Here is a 23,187-nt window from a genome sequence, read left to right on the forward strand (position 1 = left end):
CGGTTGGCGCGCCAGATCACGCCACGGCTCCAGAACCCACGCCTCGGTTTCGTCGGGATAGGTGAATCGAAATGCCGGTGGCAGAACGCCAATCACCGCGAACGTCCGCGGCCGGCGGGGTCGAGTGTCTCCCACGAGCATGATGCGCCGGCCGACAATTCCTGGGTCGGCGCCGAAGGCGCGGCGCCACAGGCGGTCGCTCAGCACGAGCAGGGGCTCGGCGCTCGTCTCGTCGGTCGCGGCAAACAACCGTCCTGCCACGGCCTTGACGCCCAGCACATCAAAAAAGTTGGGCGTGACGAGCGCCCCGCGCAGCCGCTCTGCCCGGTCGCCGAGCGTGAGATCGAACTGGGCTTCCGAGTTGCCCGCGAAGCCATCGAACACGCCGGCGGATTCCTCTCGCCAGTCGAACACCATCTCGCGCGTGAGAATTCCCCGCTGCCAGCCCGATCCCCAAAGCATCTGGTCCTGCTCACCGGCGGGCGCCTGCTTCGGGGATCGCCACACCATCACGAGGCGATCCGGGTCGCGGTAGGGCAGCGGCTGGAGCAGTACGGCTTGCAGGATGCTGAAAACGGCGCCGTTGGCGCCGATTCCCAGCGCGAGCGTGAGGACGACGCCGGCAGAGAACCATGGTGAGCGCCGAAATCCCCGGAACGCATAGCACACGTCCTGAAGGAAGTCGCGAATTAGTCGAACTCCGCGGGCGTCGCGGCATTCTTCTCTATGTTGCTCGAGGCCGCCCAGCACTCGCAGAGCTTCAAATCGGGCTTCCTCCGGCGTCATTCCTTGCGCGATCTGCTCCTCAATTTGGTTTTCGAGGTGGAATCGGATCTCCTCCTGCAATTCCCTTTCGACCTTGCTGCTTCGGAATAACGAGCGGAGACGGAGAAACAACTTGTATGTCCAGCGCGGCATTTTTGCTGCTCCTCAAGGTGTTTCCAGAACCAGGTCGATAGCCGTGGACAGCCGGTCCCAATTCGCGCGCTCCTGATTCAGATATTTGCGGCCTGCCGGCGTCACCGAGTAATATTTGGCGCGGCGATTGTTTTCCGACGCTCCCCACTTTGCCGCGATCCATCCCTGCTGCTCGAGGCGGTGCAAGGCAGGATAAAGCGCTCCCTGGTTCACCTGCAGGACATCCTTCGAGACCAGCCGGATGCGTTGCGCGATCCCCCAGCCGTGCATGGGTTCGAGCGCGATCGTTTTAAGAATCAGAAGGTCCAGCGTGCCCTGTACAAGATCTGCCGGCTTGCCCATCTGCTTTCCCCTCAATTATTGACAAGCGCAATATCGCGCTTCTCTTGTCAATCGTCAAGGGGAAAATCACTTGCCGCAGCCGCGAAGCCGCCAAATCACCGGAACAAGCAAGCGAGTCGCAGGGTCGCTTTCGTAATTACCGATGTCGAGCCATGCATTTGATTGGATGCTGTCCCATAGTTCCCTGTGCGATCGAGCGGGTAATTGTCTAATCCAGCACAGCATGGATCACCGGATTGATCAGCTCGGGATGCGTTCGATCAGCCTGGGGATGGCGAACGTATTGCGGTAAGGGAGCTTCCAATGCCAACAGATGGCCATCCTGGAAGGGCTCGTGCTCATTGAGGTCGACAAAAACGACCTTGCCGCCGGGCGGGCTGTTCCCGGAACACCAAGATCCCTTCGCGCATCCAGGACCGCCGCGCTCGGCGCACACGTTGCCGCAATCACGCTCAAAAATACTTAGAGTCGGCTACTTGCCTTTGGCATAGGTCCCAGAATAGTAAAAGTAGTAGCCAATCCCCTCAGGTCCCCGGCCACGTGCGGCGGACTTTGTGTATCTCTCCAAGACGACTTGGCTGGTGCCGGTCCGTTTGATGACGTACAGTGTTTGGTCTGTGTTCACCACAAGGGCGCCGGCATCTTGTTCCTGGGGGATACCGGAGCCGCTCGGGCCCGGGCGATAAGCAGTTGCCTCCATCTCGGGGAGTTCGAGCTCCGATTCAAACTGCGGGCGTATTTTGATAAAGGTCTTGCCGTCCCTGTAAAGAACCTTAAAGGATGCCGGCCCTCTGGGGGGCGTCTCAACGTTGTTCCATGTGCCGACAAAGAACGTCGGCGGGGCCGGCGCTTGAATTGGACTTCCCGAGGCAACGATCCAACTCATTACGAGCACGACCAGCTGACCGAACATGACTTCCTCCTTGGCCCATCCTGCCGCGCCATTGTCAGATGCGGATTCACTCGCAGCGCAGCGCTGCCATGGGATCGATCCTTGAAGCACGGCGGGCCGGGAGCCAGGCGGCAAAGGTGGTTGCCGCGATCAGAACCGTAGCTGCGAGCAGGTAGGTCATCGGATCCCGCGAATCGATTTTGTACCACCATGATTGTGCGAACTTCGATGCCCAATAGGTACCGATAATACCCACCCCGAGGCCGATTACGACCGGGCCCAGAGCTTCCCGGATCACGAAGCGCTGAACATTACCGGGGGTTGCGCCGAGCGACATACGCAGGCCGATCTCTGAACGCCGAAGCGCGACCTCGAATGACGCCACGGCATAGAGGCCGACTGCGGCAAGAATCAATGCCACAATGCCGAAGGCGGAAAACAACATGGTGATGAACTTCTGGTTGAGTAGGCCCCTGCTCAGCAAGTCGGCTTCGCAGGTGATTCTGACCGACAACGGCGGCGCAACCCGCGCTTGAATTCTGTCGCGGATTTCAGCCGCGGACCACGTAGCGCCGCTCTGCAATCTCACTGCGAAGTCCCTGCCGGGAAGCCGAGGGGTTACAGGTACGTAAAACGATGGCAGCGGCAGGCTCGCATGTGCCGAACGCACATCTGATACGATGCCGATAATACGGCGAGGCGCCTCGCCCGCGGTTTCCAACAACCGGCCGATCGCTTCGGCCGGCCGGAGGCCGGGCCACACCAGCTGGAGTCCCATCTCGCTCAGGATTCCGACACTCTCGGGATAGTCCAAGTCGGCGGATGTAAAGCTCCGTCCGGCCACGAGACGCATTCCCATCGCTTCAATAAAACCATCGGTTATTTGCCAACGGGAGGCCTTTGTAGGGCCGGCTCCAAGTCTGCCCCCCGGCGCACCGGCGCTGATTGGCGATACAAACGCAGCTCCCGCTGATTGAACGCCGTGGAGGCGTCGCAACTCGTCGAGTACCGCAATGTTTCGCTGGTAATAAACATGAGGATCTTTGGTCGGGGGAAATCGGATCCCGATGTTGTAAAGACCGTCAGGCTTGAATCCCAAATCATTACTCATCAGGCCCATCAGGCTGCGCGCGCCCATGGTTGCTCCCGCCACAAGTGCGAGGCTGACCGCCGCTTCCACGACCAGCAGGCCCCGGCCGCCGCGCAACCGTCCCATCCTGCCACGGCCGGCAAACTGCTGCAGCGAGGCCAGTATGTCGATCCTCGACAAACGCAGGCATGGCACAACGCCCGCGAACAGTGCCGAAAAAGATGCGGCACAAATCGAGAGAACAATCACTCGCGCGTCGTATGCCGGGACGGCGAATCGGCTGAAGACTGGGGGCAGCAGCGCTTGCATTCCTTGGCCCGTCCAGGCAAGAACCATGAGGCCAATCAACGTGCCGATAAACGACAGGATCAGGCTTTCGATCCACGCTGTCTGCATGAGGCGAAACGTCGAGGCGCCCAGAGCCAACCGCACTGCCGCCTGATGCTCGCGCGACCGGCCGCGTACGAGGAGCAGGCTCGCCAGGTTCGCACAGGCCACCAGGAGTACGAGTCCGGCCGCGGCCACGACAAGCCACAAGTAGGACGCGTACCTGCCGAACAAAGCGGTCTTCAGGGGAACCAGCCGGACGACCATTTTCGGTGCTCCGGGTTCCTCCGGACCCAGTCGCTCCACGAGAGTGTTGATCTGCGCCTCGGCTGCCGCGTGCGACATGCCAGGCTTGAGCCGCACATAGGATCGATAGAACCGCTCACCGGATTTGGCGGCATCGAAGTTGTCAGACGTAAGCGCAAGCCCATCGGATGCAGGATCGAAAAAGTAGGAGGCGGAAATGAACGATGCGGGGAGAACACCGATAATCGCCACCGGCTCCGACCCCGACCGCCATAATCTCCGACCCACGATGTCGGGAGCGCCGTTAAACCTTCCTCGCCACAGGCTGTAACTGATGAGCGCGCATGCCCGCTTCTGCTGTGCATCCTCACGGGTGAAATCCCTGCCCATGAAAGGGCGAACGCCCAAAACGTCCAGGGTATTGAACGATGCGTCCGTCAGACGGATCGCGCTTTCATCGGCAGGATCGCTCGACATCGAATAGCTGCTACTGGTGAATCCGGTAACGCATATGTCGGCGACGCTCGAAAGGCGTCGGGACTCGACGACCCAGGCGGCGGGCATCGTGCCGTAGCTTCTGTCAGTGCCCGCCTCATATTCACCCATTTCATAGATTTGATCCCAATGGTCATAGGGCAAAGCCCGAAAAAGCACGCGGTCAACGGCCGAGAACACAGCCACATTGACCCCGATGCCGAGCGCGAACGTCAGCGCCGCGCCCACGGCAAACCAGCGCGATCGCGTCAGTGATCGAATTGCCGACCGAAAATCAAAAGCGAGAGCGCCGATCAGGTTGCGCCCAACCTGTGCGCCCCAAGCTATCGGCTCATGCCGGGCAATGCGCTCGACCTTTCTGATCTCGTCCATGAGCTTTCCGCCTTGGCCCCACTCCGCCTGGATTGCCTGATACGCCTCTTTCTCTGTCGCGCCGCCGCGCAGCAGTTCCTGATACCGGTCCTCGAGGTGTTGCGCCAGCTCCTCGCAGATCTCAGTCTCGCGCGCAGGATCGAGCCGCAGGCCGGAGAGTCGCGCGGCAACCTCCTTTTTCCAGTCAGGCATGCTCTTCCTCCGTGATGCGATTGATCGCTTCCACGAAAGCCCTCCAACCCCGCCGCTGTGCCGCCAGAACGACGCGGCCCTCGACCGTCAGACGATAGAAACGCCGCCGACGCTGTCCCGCTTTCTCGACCCAGCGACCTTTGATCCAGCCCCGCTTCTCCAGGCGATAGAGCAAAGGGTAGAGCGATGCGACGTAGAAGCGCACGGTTCCTCCTGAGCGCTCCTCGATGAGTTTGCAGATCTCATAGCCGTGCCGCGGCCGGCCCTCGATCAATGAGAGGATCAACAGCTCGGCGCTGCCTTTTTTCAATTCGCGGTCAAATATCGTACTGTTGATAGGTTGCATAGCAACATGTTAAACAGCCACTGATTCTGAGTCAAGCGGAATCCCCAGACAAACAAGTTCAGTATCGCGCGTCCGTGGCCACGCTGAAATCCGCGTCGAACTTTTCCGCCCGGCCTTGCGTTTAACAGTAGAATAAAAGCCGCATCTCATGTTTGCCGAGGAGGCGTCTATGGATTCGCTCCTGCAGGACCTGCGCTTTGCCGTACGAATGTTCGCTAAAAATCCCGGCCTGACCCTGATTGCTGTGTTTTCCCTTTCTCTGGCCATAGGTCCGAACTCCGCATTATTCAGCGCAGTGGACGCGGTTCTGTTGAGTCCACCGCCGATTCAACAACCCGACCAGATCGTCGGGATCTCCACTCGTGTCGCAGGGCAGCACAAGGGAATCAGCTATCCAGAGTATCTGGATCTGCGGGATCAGACCTCCACTCTTGCGGGCGTACTCACCTGGCAAAACATGGGCGCATTGTTGGATGCAAGTGGAACCCGCGAGCTTGTCCCACTAGCTGTAGTTTCCGAGAACTACTTTTCCCTTTCTGGAGCCAAAGCCGCGGCAGGGAGAACGCTCCTTCCCAAGTTGGACGAGATCTATGAAGGGGCTCCCCCCATCGTCATCAGCTATAGCCTCTGGCAGCGGAGCTTCGCAACCGATCCCGAAATTGTCGGGAAGACGATCATTCTCACCGGTAAACCGTTTCGCATCGTCGGAGTAGCGGAACGGGGTTTCAAGGGCCTGGACTCGCTCATCCCCACGGATATCTGGCTTCCGGTAAGCGCGCTTAGCGCCATGGATCCTTCCTACAAGATTCTGCTATTGCGCCGGGACGAGGCTTTCGGCGCCGTTTGGGGGCGCCTGCGCCCCGGAATCAATCCCGAACAGGCGCGCCTGGACTTGACCCGGATTTTGAACCGCGTTGGCGAGCCCCAGGCAAAGACATTACATGAGCGTCAGGCTGTGCTTTGGCTGGTGGCACCTGACCAAGCCCGCAGGGGCATCGTGCTTGGGTCCATTGTGCTCGCACTGGTAGGTCTTGTCCTGCTGATAGCGTGCGCCAATGTGGCAAATCTGCAGTTAGCCCAAAGCGAGATGCGCCGCAGAGAGACGGCTATACGCCTGGCTTTGGGTGCTACCAGGCTTCGGCTGATGCGGCAATGGCTCACGGAAAGTGCACTGTTGTCGATCATGGGCACTGGCCTTGGATTGCTGCTTGGCTACAACCTCATTCAGTTCCTTTCGAAGCTGAAGCTGCCGGTCACCATTCCGCTGGACTTCGACATTCGACTCAACAGTCACGTCCTCGGATACACTCTGTTCCTCGCGTTCGTCACCACCATTCTCTTCGGGCTGAGTCCCGCCTTAAGAGCCTCCAAGCCCAACCTTGTGCCCGAACTCAAAAGCGACGATGCAGTTGTGATGAGTCATGGCTACCGCCGGATGCCTTTGCGTAACGTCCTGGTAATCGGGCAGATTGCCGTTTCGCAATTGTTGCTTGCAGGCGGGGGCCTCCTGCTCAGGAGTTATCTCAACATCACGGCCGTTCGCCCTGGCTTTGATTCTCAAAAGCAGATGCTACTCGTGACCACCATCCCGGATGAGGCTGCTCCGGGTGATTATTCACAGGTTGTCGAACGGATCCACGCACTGCCGAGGGTTCGGCGGGTGAGCTATTGCTCCAGTTTGCCTATGAGCGGTATGGGCGAGGCCAAACTCAAATTCTCACTTGCCGGCATGCCGGCACTGGAGGACATGGCAGCCCGGTTCAGCAGGGTCGGGCCGGGCTATTTTGAAACCATGGGCACTCATGTCTTGCGCGGGCGTGGTCTGGAAACGGGTGATGCTCGCCCTGATGCAAAGGCCGTTCTCATTAATGAAGAGTTGTCCCGAAGGCTGAAATCGGTGATGCACGACGAAGACCCGGTCGGCCGGTGGATCAGGATAGAAAATGAAGATCACCTCGTGGTCGGCGTAGTCGAAGATGGTAAGTATGGAGGTCTGCGCGAACCTCCTCAGCCGTTCCTTTATTTGCCTTATGACCCGCGCCGAGTTGGAGAGGCTGTATTGTTGATAGAGACAGGTGGCGACGCAAATCTACTCGCCGCTCAGGTCAGACGCACGCTATCCCAGCAAAATTCTCCTGTTCAAATCGTGACGATGACTACACTGAGAGAGCACATGCGCTTACCTCGCTTGGCGGACGAGATGTCAGCCAATTTGGTCGGAACGCTAGGCTTGCTCGGAATGTTCATGGCCAGCGTCGGTTTGTGCGGGCTTATGTTTTACCTGGTGAACCGGCGCACGCACGAGATCGGTGTACGCATGGCGCTTGGCGCGGAATCGTTCGATGTGCTCCAAATGATCATGGGCCAGGGCCTCAGGCTGACGCTTTCGGGCGTCCTGATTGGACTTGCCCTCGCATTTCTTGTCGGCCGGATTGTGGCGGGGCTGCTGTTTGGCATAAGCAGTTCAGACCCAATCGCCTTTGGTGGAAGCACACTTGTGGTCACGGCCATTGCCGCAGCTGCAATCTACGCGCCTGCTCGTAAAGCCGTGCGCGTTGATCCGATCGTAGCGCTGAGGCACGAATAGACGGAGAATCAATGCGACAACGACGCTCCGCGAACGGCGGCGGTTTCCGGGTTGACACGCATGCCGGGCAGCGCCTTATTCGTAGCGCAGGGCTTCGGTGGGATTGACTCGCGTGGCTCGGAGAGCCGGCAGCAGGCTCGCCCCCACCGCCATAGCCATAAGCACGGTCGACACGACTATGAATGTCATCGGGTCGAGCGGCTTTACGCCCCAGACAAAGGATTGGAGCGTCTGCGAAAGGGCAGCCGCGCCGGAAAGGCCGAGGACCATGCCGACAAATGCCAGAACAAGCGACTCGCGCACGAATTGGCCAAAAATCCCGCGGGGCTCGGCTCCGAGCGCCATGCGGACTCCAATCTCCTTCGTTCTCTGGCTCACATTGTAGGCAACTAGCCCGTAGATACCGATTGCTGCCAGCGTCATCGCAACCGCTGCAAAAATGGCAATGAGCGTCAGATGGAACCTTTCTGTCTGAATGGACTGACCGACAACGTCCTCCATTGTCAGGAAACGCACGAAGGGTAGGCCCGGCTGGGCTTCCCGCACAATCGACTGTATGGCTGGAATGAGGTTGGGGTTCATGGTCCGGACGCGCACGGCCCAACTCACACGATAGACGCTGTGCACCATAGCCAGGAGGGCATCGGGCACCTGAGCTACCGGGACATAAATGATGGGGGCTGCGGACGCCGCGAGTGCGTTCCTTCCGCTGGACCAGCCGGCGCCCGGCGCGGTCCTCACATCCGCTACGACGCCGACGATCTCGCGCACCGGATCATTCCCGACTCCGGCCACAAGACTGATGGATTTGCCAATCGGCGAGGCATTCCCAAAATATGCGCGGACGAAGGCCTCGTTCACCAACGCCACAGGCGCACCTCGCGCAACATCACGCTCGTCGAACGGTCGTCCCGCACGCAGCGGTATGCGGAATACGCTGAAATATTCCGGCGTAACGTAGCGCCAGTCGATGGCCCTGACACCCTGCACGAGACTCCCCGGCGGCGGCGCGAGCGGGAGATTCAAGCCGCGCTCGACCGGCACGTTGTTCCCCACCGCCGCGGCTTCAACGCCCGGCAGCCTGCGGATGCGATAGAGGGCCCCTTCCACAAACGCCACGAATCCGTCATTCCTCCCAGGTGTCCATCCGCGAAGCGACATCTGGCCGGTAAGAACATTGTGCGAATCGAAGCCGAGCTCGACACTGCGCAGGTTGACAAAGGTGCGCATTAGAAGGCCGGCGCCAATCAGAAGGACGACGGCGAGGGTCACCTCGATTACGGTAAATATGCGCCGCAGCCAGATCGTGCGTCTGCCCGCCGTGTGGCGTCCGCCCATGTCACACAGCACAGCACGCGGGTCGATTCGCGCGGCGTCGAGCGCCGGCACCAGGCCGAAGAACACACCCGTCAGCACCGACAGCGCCAAGGCGACGGCCAGTACCGTCCACTCAATACCCACAGTCTGGCCGAAGGCGAGCCCGGTGGGTGCGAGCGCCAGCACGCTGCGCATCCCCCAGGTTGAAAGCAGCAGGCCGATTGCTCCGCCTGCAACTCCCAAAAGTATGGATTCGATGAGGACTTGCTGCACGAGACGCCGCACGCTGCCGCCGAGCGCCGCGCGTGCGGTCAATTCACGCCGCCGTGATGTGGAACGCGCTAATTGGAGGCCGGCGACATTTGCGCAGGCGATCAGGAGTACGAAGCCGACCGCTCCCAGCAGAATGAGAAGCGGCTCGCGCTTGTCGCCGGCGACAACCATGTGGTAAGGCATCCAGTTGATCACCCGGCGCGATCCGTCGTTGCCCAGGCGCAGATCTGATGCCAACATAGGCCACAAAGTTCCGAACTCGCTCTGGGCGCCTGTAGCTTCAACGCCCGGCCGCAGACGACCCAGGACACGATAATTCCAGGTGTTGTCCTGTGGCGAGACGCGGAGGGGCGTCCAGAGATCGGCTTGGGGAATCGTCCGCACTCCGGCCGGCATCACGCCCACAACCGGATACGGCGCATTTCCGAGATAAACCGTCTGGCCGAGGATGTCACCACGCGCGCCGAAGCGCCTCCGCCAGAGCTGCTCGCTCAGGATGACGCCGCGCGTCCCACCAGGCCGATCCTGTTCGCGCGTGAATTCGTGCCCGAGAAGCGGCCGAAATCCAAGCACGGCAAAGTAACCTTCGGATACGCTCAGGCCGTCGACGTATTCCGCTTCACTGCCGGCCATGAGGTTCCAGCCGGTGCCTGAACCTTGCGCGGCAATCCCTTCAAAACTGCGCGCTCGCTCGCGCGTGTGCCAGAATATCTGGCCACTGACCGAGCCCTGCTCTTCGGTCGTGAGCGCCAGGATCCGATCCGGCTCGGAAAAGGGGAGTGGTTTTAGCAAGACGGCATTTACCACGCTGAAAATGGCGGTTGTTGCTCCAATCCCCAGCGCCATTGTGGCAACGACGGTGATCGTAAATCCGGGCGCGCGCCGCAGGACGCGAAGAGCGTAACGGATATCCTGCACGAGGGTCTCCAGCCACGCAAACGCCCACATCTGACGGCTCGATTCACGCAAGAGCAGCGGGTTTCCGAACCGAAGCATCGCGGCACGGTGCGCCTCTTCGGGTGTCATTCCTGATTTTTCATATTCCCCCTGCTTCATGTCGAGATGAAAGCGCATCTCGTCATCCATGTCGCGGTCGAAGCGACCTTCGCGGAACATAAAGGACAATCGCCTCAGGAAGGGATTCATGATCTTTCTCCGAACAAGTAAGCTCAAGTATCCGTCGCCGGACGCATCACGCTGGCAATCGCCTTTAGCAGTTTGTCGAATTCCGACACTTTCTTTTCCAGCTGCTTCCGTCCGGCGGCGGTCAGCCGATAATAACGGGCACGTCGGTTGTTGACCGAGTGGCCCCATTCGGACGCGATCCATCCTTGAATCTGCAGCCGCTGCAGCGCGGGATACAGGGATCCCTCTTCCACCTGGAGCACGTCCGAGGACAACTGCTGGATGTGTTGCGCAATCCCGTAACCGTGCATCACTCCCCGGGTAAGACTCTTGAGAATAAGCATGTCCAACGTGCCGGGCAGAAGCTCCATTTTCGACATTCCTGGCATCCTTCCATAGATGGTCTATGGCTAGTATCAGGCTGAAATTGGCAGCTGTCAAGCTTTCCTCGCCGTCTCCTCTCATAGACATTCATTGGAACCATGTGAACTCATATTTTCGGGAACAGCCCGACCAGTCTGAGTTCGACTTGCAAGCAGGAGAGCAGCCAAGAAAGATCCCGCTTCAGGGAGAGCTCTGGGAGATCATCAAGCGCCGAGCGCATGAACGTAAGGTCAAGATGCCCTCCGGCGAAGTCTTCATCTGTCCGTACGTTTTTTTCAGGAAGCATGGTCGTGGTGTTGTTGCGCCTTGGTTGTGAAGCTGAATTGGCACCGGTTTTCAACCACTTTGGCGGCACAACCCCAATGTCGAAAATGGCAACTGAATTCACGGCTTCGTGAGGCATCATAACTCCTTTGGCAAAAGTCCTGCGCCAGCTGTTTTCGGAAATCACGCAGTGGGTGTATGACAAATCGGGTCTCGAATTGCCGGAGAATGAGCGCGCGTTCCTTTCCCGAATGGTCATTCCTCCCTGTATTTGTTAGGATGCTCCTCTGGCGCGGAACCCCGCTTCCGGGAACCGCGGCCCAAATCTTTCAGAAGGAGCCAACGCCATGAAGGCCGCAAAAGTGCCGCCCGTGAAACCACCTTCCCCCCACGACTGGAGAACCACCGACGAGGATGAGATTGAGCGCAGGCGTTATCGTGCCCAAACCGAGCAAATGCGAATACGGAACCTCGACCCCCGGCATCCCGTTTATTCGAACTTCGAAGTGAAATCGACGAGCGGCCTGTCCTATACGGTCGAGATCCGCAGCGTTTCCCAGAAGCGATTCTCCTGCAACTGCGTCGACTTCCGCATCAATGCTCTTGGAACCTGCAAGCATGTCGAGGCCACGCTCCTCTACCTTGAAGCCAGGCATCGGAGGCTTTTTCACGAGGCGCAGAAGAACGGCGGCGGGAGGATCGATGTTGTGCCTGATCTCCTGTCCGGAGGCTTGCATATCGAAGGGGCGGTGGGAATGCTGCCTCGCAGAGTTCGTAGGATCATAAAAGAGGAACAGAGACTTGTATCCGACGATCCTGAGCAGACTCTGGAATGCCTGCGCAGAGCAAGCGTGCCCGGCCTGCGGATTTCGCAGGACGTGGGGCCATGGCTGGAAGCGCGGCATCAGCGCGAGGAGCGCGTGATTTCACTCAGGGAATACGAACGGAAGGTCCACGCGGGGGAATGGCCGCCGCACGAGACGTTGCTGCCCCTGTACCCATACCAGCGTGAAGGGATGCTGCACCTGGCTTTCAAGGAGCGCGCGCTGCTGGCTGATGAAATGGGGCTCGGCAAGACCATCCAGGCGATAGCGGCGTGTTCGCTTCTTCACCGTCTTGGAAAGGCTGCCCGCGTGGTCGTGGTTACTCCGGCTTCGCTCAAGACGGAGTGGGAGGAACAAATTCAGCGTTTCACGCAATTGCCGTATCAGCTGGTCTTCGGCCCTCGCCGCAAGCGACTGAAACAATACTCGGACCCGCCCTTCTTTACCGTTGTAAATTACGAACAGATGCTGGCGGATGCCCTCGATGTCAATGCCCGGCTCCAGCCTGATGTCGTCATCCTGGACGAAGCTCAGAGGATCAAGAACTGGGGCACAAAGACTGCGCAGGCGGTCAAGCGGCTGCGCAGCCGCTATGCCTTTGTTCTGACCGGCACACCGATTGAAAACCGGATCGACGAGATTCACTCCCTGATGTCTTTTCTTGATCCATCCGCACTGGGTCCGCTCTTCCGCTTCAATCGTGAGTTCTATCAACTGGACGATCGCGGCAGGCCTTCCGGTTACCAAAATCTGGACCGGCTGCACTCCCACATCGCGCCATTTCTATTGCGCCGGCGCAAGGCGGACGTCGAGACGGAACTCCCGGACCGGACAGACAGGACCTATCTCGTCCCCCTAAGCCCGGAGCAATCCAATCGATATGCGGAACATGAGGCCAATGTCGCGCGCCTTGCCAGCATCGCCAAGAGACGTCCGCTGACGCAGCAGGAATCGGAAAAGCTTCTGCGCGAACTGAACATGATGCGCATGACGTGCGATACGAACTACATCCTCGACCCCAAGGAGCGGGCCTGCCCGAAGCTGGGCGAGCTCGGGAAGATCCTGGAAGAATGCCGGGAGAACCGGGATGTGAAGGTGCTGATCTTTTCAGAATGGGTGCGCATGCTGGAACTGGTGCGCGAGCTGTGCGACCGCCTGGGTATGGGATACGCCCTGCACACCGGCTCGGTGCCGCAGCGGCGTCGACGGGCTGAGATCCTACTTTTCAAGTCCGATCCGGAATGCCGCGTATTTCTCAGCACCGAGTCCGGCGGCACGGGATTAAACCTGCAGAATGCCAGCATCGTCATCAACTGCGATATGCCCTGGAACCCGGCGAAGCTGGAGCAGCGCATCGCGCGGGCATGGCGAAAACACCAGACCCGCCCCGTCACCGTGATCAATCTGGTTTCCGAGCGAACCATCGAGCATCGGATGCTGGCCACGCTGTCGGCTAAACAGCAACTGGCCGACGGCGTACTGGATCTGCGTGGTGATCTCAAGGACATAAAGCTGGCATCGGGGCGACAGGCATTCGTAGCCCGATTGCAGCAGATCATGGCGCAGTGTTTGCCCGCAGCCGAACCTGTCCGGCCCAAGCCTCTACCGGTGGACCGCGCCCTCGCATTCAGCGAGGCGGCAAAACAGAAGCTGGGCGCGGCGCTGGTGCGTTGCGAAGAACGCTTCCCGATCGAGGGAAGCCACTCCGTTGTGCTCGCGGTGGTCGAGGGGGACGCCTGCGCGTGGCAGGAAAAGCTCGCGCCGGTGCACGCGGAGCTGTTTGGGAATGGAAGATCGGATCCTCTGGCGCCCGTAAAGCTGGAGGTGATCGACCGCGCAGCATTTGATGCAGTTCAGCGACTCATGGCCGCCGGGTTGATTGCGCCTGCGACCCGCGCCATTCGCGAGCTTTTTGCGGGCGCGGAGCAGCCACCCGGCCAGCTCTCAGAGGCGGACCGTCTCAAAGCGCAGGCCCATCGACAGCAGGCCGGCCGGAAACTCAAGATGGCGCGACTTCTGGCGGCCGGCGGACTTCCGGAAGAGGAACGCGAGGCTCTGCTACACTCGGCATCGTGGCTTGCCAGGGCGCTGGCGGTGGAGAACCACCTCCAGGAACCGGCGGAACTCGGCGAATCCTTGCGCGCGCCCGGGTCGATTTTCTGGGGTCCTGCTGCCGCGATACTGACGGAATATTCGGCAGATGCTTCCTCGCCGTCGGGCCCGGTTACAGAGGCGATCCAGAACCTGCTTGGAGGTATCCCTTCGTAGTACAAAACTCCAGGATGACGGGATCATGACCATCAAGAATCGTTCCGCGCGGCAAAGCGGAAAACTGAGAATCGGCGATGACTGGAACGCTATTACGATCATTGCGCTGTTGCAGCAAAATCCACTTAAGGCCGTCGCCGAGCTGGTTGAAAATTCAATTGATGCGGGCGCCGCCAACATCGCCATTACCCGAGGCAAAGAGCACAGTCAGCATTATCTCCGGATTGCCGACGACGGGGCCGGGGTGCCGCGGACGGACGGATGCGCCATTTCTCACGTTGACGCCCGGCACACGCACCGGTTTGTTGTTCGATGATCGTTTTGCTGCCCTTTGCGAAGGGCTCGGGTCCGTCGCAGCCGCGGTTTCCAGCGCAATCGAAGAACAGCGTCGCGCGGAAGAGGACCGGGCCAGCCGGGAGATCCTGCGCTCGATCCACCGAGCCTTTCGTGAAGCAATGCTCAGCCTTCCTGCGGAGGAGTACGACTGGTTCGAAATCGCCGATGGGCGGGAAGGCGGAAAGACAGCATCGCACAGGCCCTCGCCGGGGCCGCAGCCGGAGGAGCCCTCAGGGGATGTTGCCGACGGCGAGGCCGACTCGGGCAGAGCGAATATAATGGTTGTGTATTGGTCCAACCGCCTACAGGCGCAAACATCGCACGGGGAACCGATGGAAATCAGAAGCAACTGTATCCAAAGCCGGCGCTGGTTCATCTGACAATGCCCAGCTGGTGCAGCAAGTAGTTCACTTTTTCGAAAGCATCTCGCCGGCGGATGGCACGTTCCTCTTCGTCGAGCGTGTCGTCGAACTCTGCAGCATCCCTGGATCCGACATGATCCGGCGTCGCGAATTTTCCCGCGATTTTCTGGAGGCCCTCTTTGACCAGCCCCAGCTTGAGGTGAGGCTTGAACGCCTGCACGACCGCATCGACCCCGCCAGGATAGTTCTGGAGGATGAAGTAAATGTCGTAAGCATCTTTGGCTTTCCGGCGATCCTCAAGGGCAATGCCCTTCATCACCAGGAACGGGACCACCGAGGCGATTCGCACTCGCACTTCATCCGCCGCACCATCCGGCAAGTGACCTCTCAACGTAACTGTTTCAGGTGCGACTTGGAAGGCAAGGTCGCAGCCACGCGCCTTGCGTGGCCGTATGTCGAGAGCCTTTTGTGTCCGGCGACTTTTGCCTGTGCCGCCATATTCGCCGGCAAGAAAATCCACCTGCACCACCTGCCCGCGAACGTTTTTGCGAAAGATGAACGGCTGCCGCCTATCTTCGACATATCCGTGCTCGAGCAGGATCTCGCCAATCATCCGGTAACCGGCCTCGGTCAATTCCTCATGGTTCAACGCCAGATCCACATCGATGCTGCCGACATGCCGCTCCGGGCTCTGCGGGATCAGCAACTCGGGAATCCAACCACCCACCAGGACGATGTCTTCTCGATACTCACCAAGGATGTGAGTCAACTCGATGAGCACGGATTTGGCCGCGTCCACGGCGGCGGCAGTGTAGTCTATTCGTTTATTGACCATGTGGGTTGAATGACCTGTTGCATCAGGAAATCCGCTGCCTCCTCACCGCGACCTTTGATTTGGCGGAGGTCGAGGTAAGTCTGCACCGGTGAAGTGACCTTGGCTTCATCTTTAAGTTGTACGCCGTAAAACACGCCCTCATCGTAAGGTGAAATCAGGTTCACATTGGCGCCACTCGTGACGGGCTTCAATTCAAGACGCTGGGTCACGCCATTGAGGTCGCCCCGCACGTAAGCCATCGCTCGTTGATAGCGCACCATCGGGGCATACCGAGCCGCGCTGGAGAAACCGGCGAGCGCATAGGCTGTTTTGGTTTTTTTGCAATCCTTCGCCAGCATACGTTCAAAGTCGGCGGTGGGCCGGAGAGTGTAGAACTCACGGACAGAGCTTCGGCGATAGTCGTAATTCGCCTCCCACTCCGCCAACAATTCGGCGGGGGCCGTCAATCGGAACCCTTCATTGCCGGTTGCCATCCACTCCCGATCGACGAGAAGCTTTTTGACATTGAAGGTCTGGCCAAGGCTGACTTCTGCCGTGTCGGCCAACGTTTGCACCTTCCACCACTGTCCGGGCGCGGACAGCAGCACTCGGAGCACCCGCTCAGCCCTTGGCGAGTAAAGCGACCTTAGATCGCGTTTTCTGACAAATGGGTTTACCCTGCCCTCTTTTGAGATGAACACCTGGTCGAAGCTGAGCAGGCAGTTCCCGGCCAGGTCCACGAAGCCGAAGCCTTCCTTAAGACATATCGCGGCAGCCTTGGGCGAGATGTAGGGGGCCATAACTACACCGTAAGAATCGGGGAGGCTATTCTTGAGTCGCAGAAGCTGATTCGTGGCTTCCCGGATCGTGCGAGGCTGGCCTATCTTCCGCGCCTCGACAATCAGCGTAATCCTACCCCCAGGCCTTTTGACCTGGACGCGAAAATCCGTCCTGCCGTCCATTCCCTTTAACTCCCTTAGGGTTTCGACTCGCAAGAACGGCACTTCCTGGAGGCACTCCAAAAGCGCTTTCCTGGCCTGATCTTCCAGCGCGATATCTTTCATTGTTATCACCTTTTTCAACTAATGCTGAAAGATACTATTTTACTGAAAATGACGCAAGACATTTTCAGTAATTTGCTATTTTTCAACATCGGTTGAAAACTATCAGCTCGATGAAAACGCCTGTTTTGACCCGGGCTCTCTGGGCAAGAAATGGACACCTCAAAGGTTGCAGCGCTGGATGGCGTATGGTCAAAATATTCGGCCGAGTTGGAAATGATTGTAATGGAGTAACTTGCTACGGCTTCCTGGGACGACGAGTGCGATGTTTGACAGGCAGCCCTGGACGCCGGATGCTGCAGATTCTCACCGCGCACCCGGAGGAAAATGTGAAGTCCCTATTGCAGCCATGGCAATTGTTTCTTGTGATCCTCGCGAGCTGGGTTGATCGCCGACAGCAGGATGCGATCGAGTACCTGCGGATGGACCGCAACAGAAGATCAGATTCGCGGCGGAGGACTTCATTCCATCCTCAGTGCGGCAATCGGATCGATTCGACTCGCTCGGCGCGCCGGCAGGAGCGCTGCGGCAAGTGCCACCAGCAGCATGAGAGCGGCTGCCAGAATGACTGTCAGAGGGTCATAGGGCTTCACCTGGTAGAGCAGCGCGCGCAGAAATTGCGTCAGCCAGAATGCGCCTATCAGGCCTGCCGTGATGCCGCCAAGCACCGGAGGCAGCATGGCTCGCATAACAAGCCGGCGAATGTCACGGGATTCGGCGCCCATCGCAACTCGAATGCCGATCTCGGAAGTACGTCGGCTCACGGAATAGGAAAGAACGCCAAATATGCCGACCGCCGCAGTCAGAAGAGCGGTTGCGGCAAAAATCGACATCAGCAGGAGATAAATTGCCGGAGTGCGCTTCTGCGTCGCCGCGATCTCGGCATACAACTCATCGAAGGTCGCCACCTTCTTTATTTTCGATTTTGGCGCAGCTGCCGAGATCAGTGCTTGAATGGCGGGGAGGTCATGGCGCCGGTCCCCGACCGATCGGATGACCAAGTTGGCATCCATTATCGGCGAATCCTGTAAGAGCGGCACGTAAGCCAGGCAAACTACCTCGGAATGTACAGATCCTTGCGTCTTTACCGGTTCAGCAACACCAATGACAGTCAGCCACTTTTGAAACCCTTGGAAGCGTTTGCCGATGGCGCTTTGCCCGGGCCATCCCAGTTCAGCCGTGCGACGATCTATTATGGCTACAGGTGGTGAATCTGCCTGGTCCTGGGAGTTGAAATTACGCCCGGCCACAATCTTAAGCCCCATAGTCGGGAAGAAGTCGGGATCCACGCGGACCATATGCAGATCGCCCGATCGGACAAATCGATCCGCGCCGGCGGCACTTTCCTCCGGGACGAACATGCTCCCGGACGAGGTTGTCGGCGGAACACCCAACCCGATCGTCGCCGTTTGGACTCCGGGCAGGCTTAAAACACGAGCCTTTAGCTGATTGAGTAGAGCTTCCTGCTGATTCAGGCCGGCACGATCTATGGGAATTTTGGAAGGCGGGTGATCAAAATCCACAATGATCTGTTTCCAGCCTGCCGGGCGCGGCAATGAGAAATCGATTTTGATCAGACCTTTTGTGTTGAACCCGGGATCGCTCCAGATGAGGCGGGCAAAGCTGTTGGCCAACAGGCCGGTGCCGCACAACAGGACAATCGTCAGAGCCACCTGTGGAACTTGAAGCAGGTACTGCAGTTTCTTGCCGGCTGCCGTGCCCCCTGCAAGCCGATCGATCCCTTTGAGCCCGTTGATCAGGCCTCCGTTTGTGGCTCGAAGAGCAGGCATGATGCCACACAGCAGGGCCGTCAGGATCGTTGCAGCAGCCGTAAATAGCAGCACTCTTCCATTCAATTCCGTGTCGTATACGGTAATGAAGCCAAGGTTTGTGAGCAGATTTCGGGGAATCAATCGAATTCCCCACCATGAGAGAAGCAGAGCCATCAGGGTGCCGATTAAAGAAAGCACCAGACTCTCCCCAAGGAACTGCCGCATCAATCGGAAACGACTCGCGCCGATGGCCGCACGAATGGCGGTTTCCCGCTGACGTGTGGTCGCGCGACTGAGGAGGAGATTGGCGATATTCGCGCATGCTATCAGCAGAAGGAAGCAGACCGCGGCCATCAGGGCGAACAAGGCTGTCCAGGTTTCGCCGCCGAGTGGGGAGTTAATCTGATGCAGCATCGCCGTATCTTGTGCGGGCCAACCCTTAAATCCTTTAAATGCCGCCTCAGCTTCGCGCTGCGCCCGCTTCAAGGTAAGGCCGGGACGAATCCGCGCGATCACGTCGATGAAAGTCGAATTGCTGTATTTATCGCCGCCGGGGCGATCGACCAGAGGAATCCACGCCTCAACATTTGTATCCAGCAGGTACTGCCGGTCGCGCGGGACTACCCCTACGATGGTATAAAAGCGATCGCCGAGAGAGACTGTTTTGCCGACGACATCTGGATCCGCCCCGAAAGAGCGCGCCCATAGAGCTTCGCTGAGCAGCAGGACGAAATCCTTGCCTGGTTGCCCTTCCTCGGGCCTGAACCCGCGGCCGAGCCGCAGGGGGATGCCCAACAGATCGATCATCCCGGGAGAGATGCATTTTACCGAGATGGCATCTTTTTCCCCCGTGCTGCCCAACGCCATTCTTCGCGCTCTTGACATCGCCTCCACGCCGGAGAAAATCTGCTTTTGGGTCCTCCAGTCCAGCCACTGGCTGTGTCTCATCCCCTGCATGAACACGGGCTTCGCAGGGCTGCGCACGATCATCTGGTAGATTTCGACAAGCCGGTCCGGATCCCGATACGGCCAGGGCCGGAAGACGGCGGCGTCGGCGACACTGAAGATCGTCGTGTTGGCGCCGATGCCGAGGGTCAGCATGATCACGGCTGCAGCCGAGAAGCCCGGGCTGCGGAGCAGGGATCGGAAGGCATAGCGCAAGTCATGCCATAGCGTTTCGATGAATCCGATCGTGTTCATGCGATAGATCTCCTCGCGGACACAGGTGACGTTGCCGAACTTCCGGTGAGCGGCACGGCGTGCGTCTTCAGGAGACATGCCCCTGGCGATGTTCTCGTCGGTTTCTATTTCGATATAGGACTGAATTTCACGGGCCCGTTCGTCATCCCAGCGGCTGCGACGGACATATCGACTCCATCCCATGATTCTACTCCGTGGCCGGCCGAAGGATCCGGTTGATCGCCTGCACCAGTTGATCCCAGCGGCCGATTTGCGCGGCCAGTTGCTTGCGACCTGCAGGCGTCAGCCGGTAATACCTTGCCTTGCGATTATTTTCCGAGGTACCCCAGAAAGAAGATATCCAACCGCGATCCTCGATCCGGTGCAGCGCCGGGTAAAGAGATCCATGTTCCACTTGAAGGACATTTTCGGATCGCTTCTCTATTGCATGTGCGATCGTGTGCCCGTGCGCCGGCCCCCGCGCCAGGGTTTGTAAAATCAGCAGGTCCAACGTTCCCTGCAGCATCTCTTCCTGAAGCGGTGCTGTTCCTCGTTTTGGCATATGCGGCTCATGATACTCCAATAGGTCATCTACCTGAAAGGGAAAATGATCCATCGATGTTGTGTCATAGGTTCATGCTGCTCAGGTCGGACAGGCGTAAAATCCGTAGAAGATTATCTATGGAAATGGAAATGACACGTTACCATCATTTGCGGCTCAGCCCGAAATTTTGACATTACGGGGCTGGAGCTACTCGGCGCGGAGCACGACGATCGGATCGACGCGCGCCGCACGCCGTGCAGGCAGGTAGGCCGCGATGAGTGCGGTTCCGACGACGGCGACCCCGGCCAAAGCCAGTGTTGTCGGATCGTGCGTATCGACCTTGAAGAGCTGGGCCTCGGCCAACCGGGCCGCCCAGTGCGTCGCCAGAAGGCCGAGCACGAGGCCTGCCGCGACCGGCAAAAGAGTCTGCCTCAGAAACAGGCGGACAAGCGATTGAGGGCTTGCGCCGATCGCCACGCGGATCCCCATCTCACGCGTCCGGGTGGCTACAAGGGATGCGACCACCCCGAAGACGCCGAGCACCGTGAGGCCAAGAGCCATTGCCGCGAAGCTCGTCAGCACTAACGTCTGAAAACGCGGATTCTTGTACGCCGTGAGAGCGCCGATCGAATCGGTCCACCAGTCGGCGCGAATCGGAATACCTGGAACGGCCGCGCTGAGCTGGCGCCTGATCTCGACAGGCAGCGATCCCTGATGCCCGCGCACGCGCGCGAAGACCTGCAAAGGTGTAGTAGGGCCGCGGGGGATGACATACACCGGTGGTCGCCCCTCACGGTCCAGACTCCACCGCACTTCGCCGATCAGACCTACGACGCGCCAGACTTGTCCCCGGCCATCGTTGAGGATTTGGCCCAGCGGATCGGCTCCCCCAAACAGGGCACGAGCGGCGGATTCGGAGACGACAGCGGCCTCCCCACCGGTATCTTCCCAGGTCAGCAGGCGTCCCCGGATGAGCCGAATGCTGAGGGTCTCGAAGTAGCCGGGAACCACATGCACGACACCTGCGGCCGGCTGCTTCGAACCAGGGCTGTACGCGGGCCCCCAGGGCGCATTGCCGGCGAGCGGTGCTAATCCTGTTGCTCCGGCGGCAACGACATCTTTGCGTGCACGAAGCGTTTCGACGATCCGGCGATAAAAACCCACGACGTCGGTTGTTCCTCGCGGCGGCCCCAGGCTGACCGAGATCACGTTGTCGGGATCGAAACCAAGCGGAGTTCGAAGCACTGCCAGAAAAGCGCGTGTGGTCACGACTGCGCCGAACACCAACACGATCGCAAGACCGACCTGCACCGCGATCATCGGCCGGCCGAGTCGGCCGGTCCGCAGGCCGTTGCCATGTTGTCCTTGAATCGAGCCCAGGACGTTAAGCCTTGCCGAGCGCCATGCCGGGACGATCGCGAAGATCAATCCGCCGAGCAGGCCGAGGCCAAGACTCATCAGCACGACGCGCGTGTCGACGCCAATGGGTACGTTTTCCACCGCGATGTTCGGCACCTGGCGCGCGATCGTGTCGAAGGAAAGCCGTATGACGCAGAGCGCGAGCGCAGATCCGGCCGCGGCAATCAACAGCGCCTCAAACAACACGGGCCGGATCAGCCGCAGCCGGCTTGCGCCAAGCGCCGCGCGCACGGCCGTTTCTTTCTCCCGGCGACGCCCGCGCACGAGCAGCATGTTTGCCAGATTGGAACAGCCGATGAGCAGGACCAGGGCCGCCGCTGCCAGCAGTAGTTTCATAATCGGCTGCCCTATCGGGTAGATAGTCGACCGGATGTCTACGAGGAACGGCGTGTCATCAGCGCGGCGCGCATCGCCCGCGTTGACGGACGCCGCCAGCGCTTCGAGCCGCGCCTGAGCCTGTAAACGCGAAACACCCGGAGCCAGGCGAACGACCGGATGAAAGGTGCCGCCATCTGTCCCGGGAGCGATGGGCGCCATGAGCGTTACCACCTCAGGTTTGCCGCTGAAGAAGGATACAGTCGGAAACAGAAAGTTCGGCGGCAGGACACCGATCACCTCGAAACTCGACTTCCCGAGCGAGATTGTCCGGCCGATGATTTCGGCGTCGCCACCGAAGCGTGTCTTCCAGGAAGTCCAGGTCAACATCGCCGTCCGACCCGGCACATCCTGCGCGGTAAAGAGCCGGCCGCGCGCCGGGCGCACGCCAAGGATGGGGAAATAGCTCGACGTGGTCTGGATCGTCGACACCGACTCGACCCCGTCAGGTGTGCCGACCAGCTCTGCTGGACCCCCGTCAAACATCCCGGCGTCGCTCAGCCCCGGATGCCGACGGTTGATCGCCTCGATGTAATCGTATGGGACGAGGGTATAGCGCTTACCGGTCTGTCGATTCATCATCTGCAGCAGAAACACCCGGTCGGGGTCTTCGAAGGGAAGCGGCCGGAAAAGCACGCCGTCCGCGATGGCCAGAATGGAGGCATTGGCGCCGACGGCAACTGCCAAAGTAATGATCGCCATCGCCGCGAATCCCGGATTCCGCCGCAACATGCGCGTGCTGTGCAGGAGGTCATGCCACACTCCCTCCAGGCAGAAGGCGCGGACGTCCTGCACCGATTCTCTGGTCTGTTCCAGGCCGCCAAGACGCAAACGGGCCAGGCGCTTCGCCTCGTCACGGGATTTGCCGCGGCGCACCTCGTCTTCGACCAGCATGTCAAAGTGCGTCCGCAGTTCCTCATCCAGCCGCTGTCCCAGACGGGTTCTCACAAACCAGCCACGAAATCTTGCGACGACTGCGCGGAATGACACCATCCCTCCCTCCAACGGAAATTAATGATTCAGCCTCGCGATAATTCCAATGGGATGGCGTCTCAGCCCGTTT

At 59.5% G+C, this 23,187-nt stretch carries 16 protein-coding genes; 3 read left to right on the plus strand and 13 right to left on the minus strand.

Translation table 11 applies throughout. The annotated features are described in order from the left end of the window. The 5 genes from LAP85_21100 to LAP85_21120 form a co-directional block, all read right to left on the minus strand. Positions 1-918: ABC transporter permease (locus LAP85_21100; protein ID MBZ5498903.1), on the minus strand; the 918-nt coding region annotated here is incomplete at its 3' end. Positions 919-930: 12 nt separating this feature from the next. Then, positions 931-1,260 carry a PadR family transcriptional regulator gene (locus LAP85_21105; protein MBZ5498904.1) on the minus strand — a complete coding sequence of 110 codons (330 nt, stop codon included), beginning with the start codon at positions 1,258-1,260 and terminating at the stop codon, positions 931-933. Between the two features lie 472 nt (positions 1,261-1,732). Beyond that, the gene (locus LAP85_21110) at positions 1,733-2,173 is read right to left on the minus strand and encodes a hypothetical protein (protein ID MBZ5498905.1); all 441 of its coding nucleotides are present in this window, start codon (positions 2,171-2,173) and stop codon (positions 1,733-1,735) included. Between the two features lie 46 nt (positions 2,174-2,219). Then, positions 2,220-4,874 carry an ABC transporter permease gene (locus tag LAP85_21115; protein ID MBZ5498906.1) on the minus strand — a complete coding sequence of 885 codons (2,655 nt, stop codon included), beginning with the start codon at positions 4,872-4,874 and terminating at the stop codon, positions 2,220-2,222. Then, on the minus strand, positions 4,867-5,220 hold the full coding sequence (locus tag LAP85_21120; GenBank protein MBZ5498907.1) for a PadR family transcriptional regulator: 354 nt from the start codon (positions 5,218-5,220) through the stop codon (positions 4,867-4,869). The genes LAP85_21115 and LAP85_21120 overlap by 8 nt, the downstream gene beginning before the upstream one ends. A 169-nt stretch (positions 5,221-5,389) precedes the next feature. On the opposite strand from LAP85_21120, the gene LAP85_21125 reads away from it, so the two are divergent. After that, positions 5,390-7,807 carry an ABC transporter permease gene (locus tag LAP85_21125; GenBank protein MBZ5498908.1) on the plus strand — a complete coding sequence of 806 codons (2,418 nt, stop codon included), beginning with the start codon at positions 5,390-5,392 and terminating at the stop codon, positions 7,805-7,807. Positions 7,808-7,882: 75 nt separating this feature from the next. Here the strand turns inward: LAP85_21125 and LAP85_21130 are convergent, their stop codons facing one another. The 3 genes from LAP85_21130 to LAP85_21140 form a co-directional block, all read right to left on the minus strand. Further along, on the minus strand, positions 7,883-10,543 hold the full coding sequence (locus tag LAP85_21130; protein ID MBZ5498909.1) for an ABC transporter permease: 2,661 nt from the start codon (positions 10,541-10,543) through the stop codon (positions 7,883-7,885). Between the two features lie 23 nt (positions 10,544-10,566). Continuing rightward, positions 10,567-10,911, minus strand: coding sequence for a PadR family transcriptional regulator (locus tag LAP85_21135; protein MBZ5498910.1), 345 nt, complete (start codon positions 10,909-10,911; stop codon positions 10,567-10,569). 101 nt (positions 10,912-11,012) lie between these two features. Then, the gene (locus tag LAP85_21140; protein MBZ5498911.1) at positions 11,013-11,429 is read right to left on the minus strand and encodes a hypothetical protein; all 417 of its coding nucleotides are present in this window, start codon (positions 11,427-11,429) and stop codon (positions 11,013-11,015) included. 88 nt (positions 11,430-11,517) lie between these two features. On the opposite strand from LAP85_21140, the gene LAP85_21145 reads away from it, so the two are divergent. Next, positions 11,518-14,262, plus strand: a complete 2,745-nt coding sequence (locus LAP85_21145) for a DEAD/DEAH box helicase (GenBank protein ID MBZ5498912.1) — start codon at positions 11,518-11,520, stop codon at positions 14,260-14,262. Between the two features lie 25 nt (positions 14,263-14,287). Next, positions 14,288-14,578, plus strand: a complete 291-nt coding sequence (locus LAP85_21150) for an ATP-binding protein (protein MBZ5498913.1) — start codon at positions 14,288-14,290, stop codon at positions 14,576-14,578. Between the two features lie 392 nt (positions 14,579-14,970). Here LAP85_21150 and LAP85_21155 read toward each other — a convergent pair whose 3' ends face one another. From LAP85_21155 to LAP85_21175, 5 genes are all read right to left on the minus strand, one after another. Next, on the minus strand, positions 14,971-15,795 hold the full coding sequence (locus LAP85_21155; protein MBZ5498914.1) for a nucleotidyl transferase AbiEii/AbiGii toxin family protein: 825 nt from the start codon (positions 15,793-15,795) through the stop codon (positions 14,971-14,973). Further along, positions 15,777-16,838 (minus strand): hypothetical protein, encoded by a 1,062-nt coding sequence (locus LAP85_21160; protein ID MBZ5498915.1) that lies wholly within the window; start codon positions 16,836-16,838, stop codon positions 15,777-15,779. Before LAP85_21160 ends, LAP85_21155 begins: the two co-directional genes overlap by 19 nt. 458 nt (positions 16,839-17,296) lie before the next feature. Beyond that, a complete protein-coding gene (locus LAP85_21165; protein MBZ5498916.1) occupies positions 17,297-19,990 on the minus strand; it encodes an ABC transporter permease in 2,694 nt (897 codons plus the stop codon). A gap of 4 nt (positions 19,991-19,994) precedes the next feature. After that, complete coding sequence (locus LAP85_21170; GenBank protein MBZ5498917.1) at positions 19,995-20,348, minus strand: PadR family transcriptional regulator; 354 nt, start codon at positions 20,346-20,348, stop codon at positions 19,995-19,997. Between the two features lie 189 nt (positions 20,349-20,537). After that, positions 20,538-23,117 carry an ABC transporter permease gene (locus LAP85_21175; GenBank protein MBZ5498918.1) on the minus strand — a complete coding sequence of 860 codons (2,580 nt, stop codon included), beginning with the start codon at positions 23,115-23,117 and terminating at the stop codon, positions 20,538-20,540. Between the last annotated feature and the right edge of the window lie 70 nt (positions 23,118-23,187).

This window comes from Terriglobia bacterium, from assembly GCA_020072565.1.
In the GTDB taxonomy this organism is placed as follows: domain Bacteria; phylum Acidobacteriota; class UBA6911; order UBA6911; family UBA6911; genus JAFNAG01.

Coding starts and splice junctions, on each gene's coding strand:
- LAP85_21105 (MBZ5498904.1), bottom strand. CDS start 1,260: ATGGGCAAGCCGGCAGATCTTGTACAGGGCACGCTGGACCTTCTGATT.
- LAP85_21110 (MBZ5498905.1), bottom strand. CDS start 2,173: ATGTTCGGTCAGCTGGTCGTGCTCGTAATGAGTTGGATCGTTGCCTCG.
- LAP85_21115 (MBZ5498906.1), bottom strand. CDS start 4,874: ATGCCTGACTGGAAAAAGGAGGTTGCCGCGCGACTCTCCGGCCTGCGG.
- LAP85_21120 (MBZ5498907.1), bottom strand. CDS start 5,220: ATGCAACCTATCAACAGTACGATATTTGACCGCGAATTGAAAAAAGGC.
- LAP85_21125 (MBZ5498908.1), top strand. CDS start 5,390: ATGGATTCGCTCCTGCAGGACCTGCGCTTTGCCGTACGAATGTTCGCT.
- LAP85_21130 (MBZ5498909.1), bottom strand. CDS start 10,543: ATGAATCCCTTCCTGAGGCGATTGTCCTTTATGTTCCGCGAAGGTCGC.
- LAP85_21135 (MBZ5498910.1), bottom strand. CDS start 10,911: ATGCCAGGAATGTCGAAAATGGAGCTTCTGCCCGGCACGTTGGACATG.
- LAP85_21140 (MBZ5498911.1), bottom strand. CDS start 11,429: ATGACCATTCGGGAAAGGAACGCGCGCTCATTCTCCGGCAATTCGAGA.
- LAP85_21145 (MBZ5498912.1), top strand. CDS start 11,518: ATGAAGGCCGCAAAAGTGCCGCCCGTGAAACCACCTTCCCCCCACGAC.
- LAP85_21150 (MBZ5498913.1), top strand. CDS start 14,288: ATGACCATCAAGAATCGTTCCGCGCGGCAAAGCGGAAAACTGAGAATC.
- LAP85_21155 (MBZ5498914.1), bottom strand. CDS start 15,795: ATGGTCAATAAACGAATAGACTACACTGCCGCCGCCGTGGACGCGGCC.
- LAP85_21160 (MBZ5498915.1), bottom strand. CDS start 16,838: ATGAAAGATATCGCGCTGGAAGATCAGGCCAGGAAAGCGCTTTTGGAG.
- LAP85_21165 (MBZ5498916.1), bottom strand. CDS start 19,990: ATGGGATGGAGTCGATATGTCCGTCGCAGCCGCTGGGATGACGAACGG.
- LAP85_21170 (MBZ5498917.1), bottom strand. CDS start 20,348: ATGCCAAAACGAGGAACAGCACCGCTTCAGGAAGAGATGCTGCAGGGA.
- LAP85_21175 (MBZ5498918.1), bottom strand. CDS start 23,117: ATGGTGTCATTCCGCGCAGTCGTCGCAAGATTTCGTGGCTGGTTTGTG.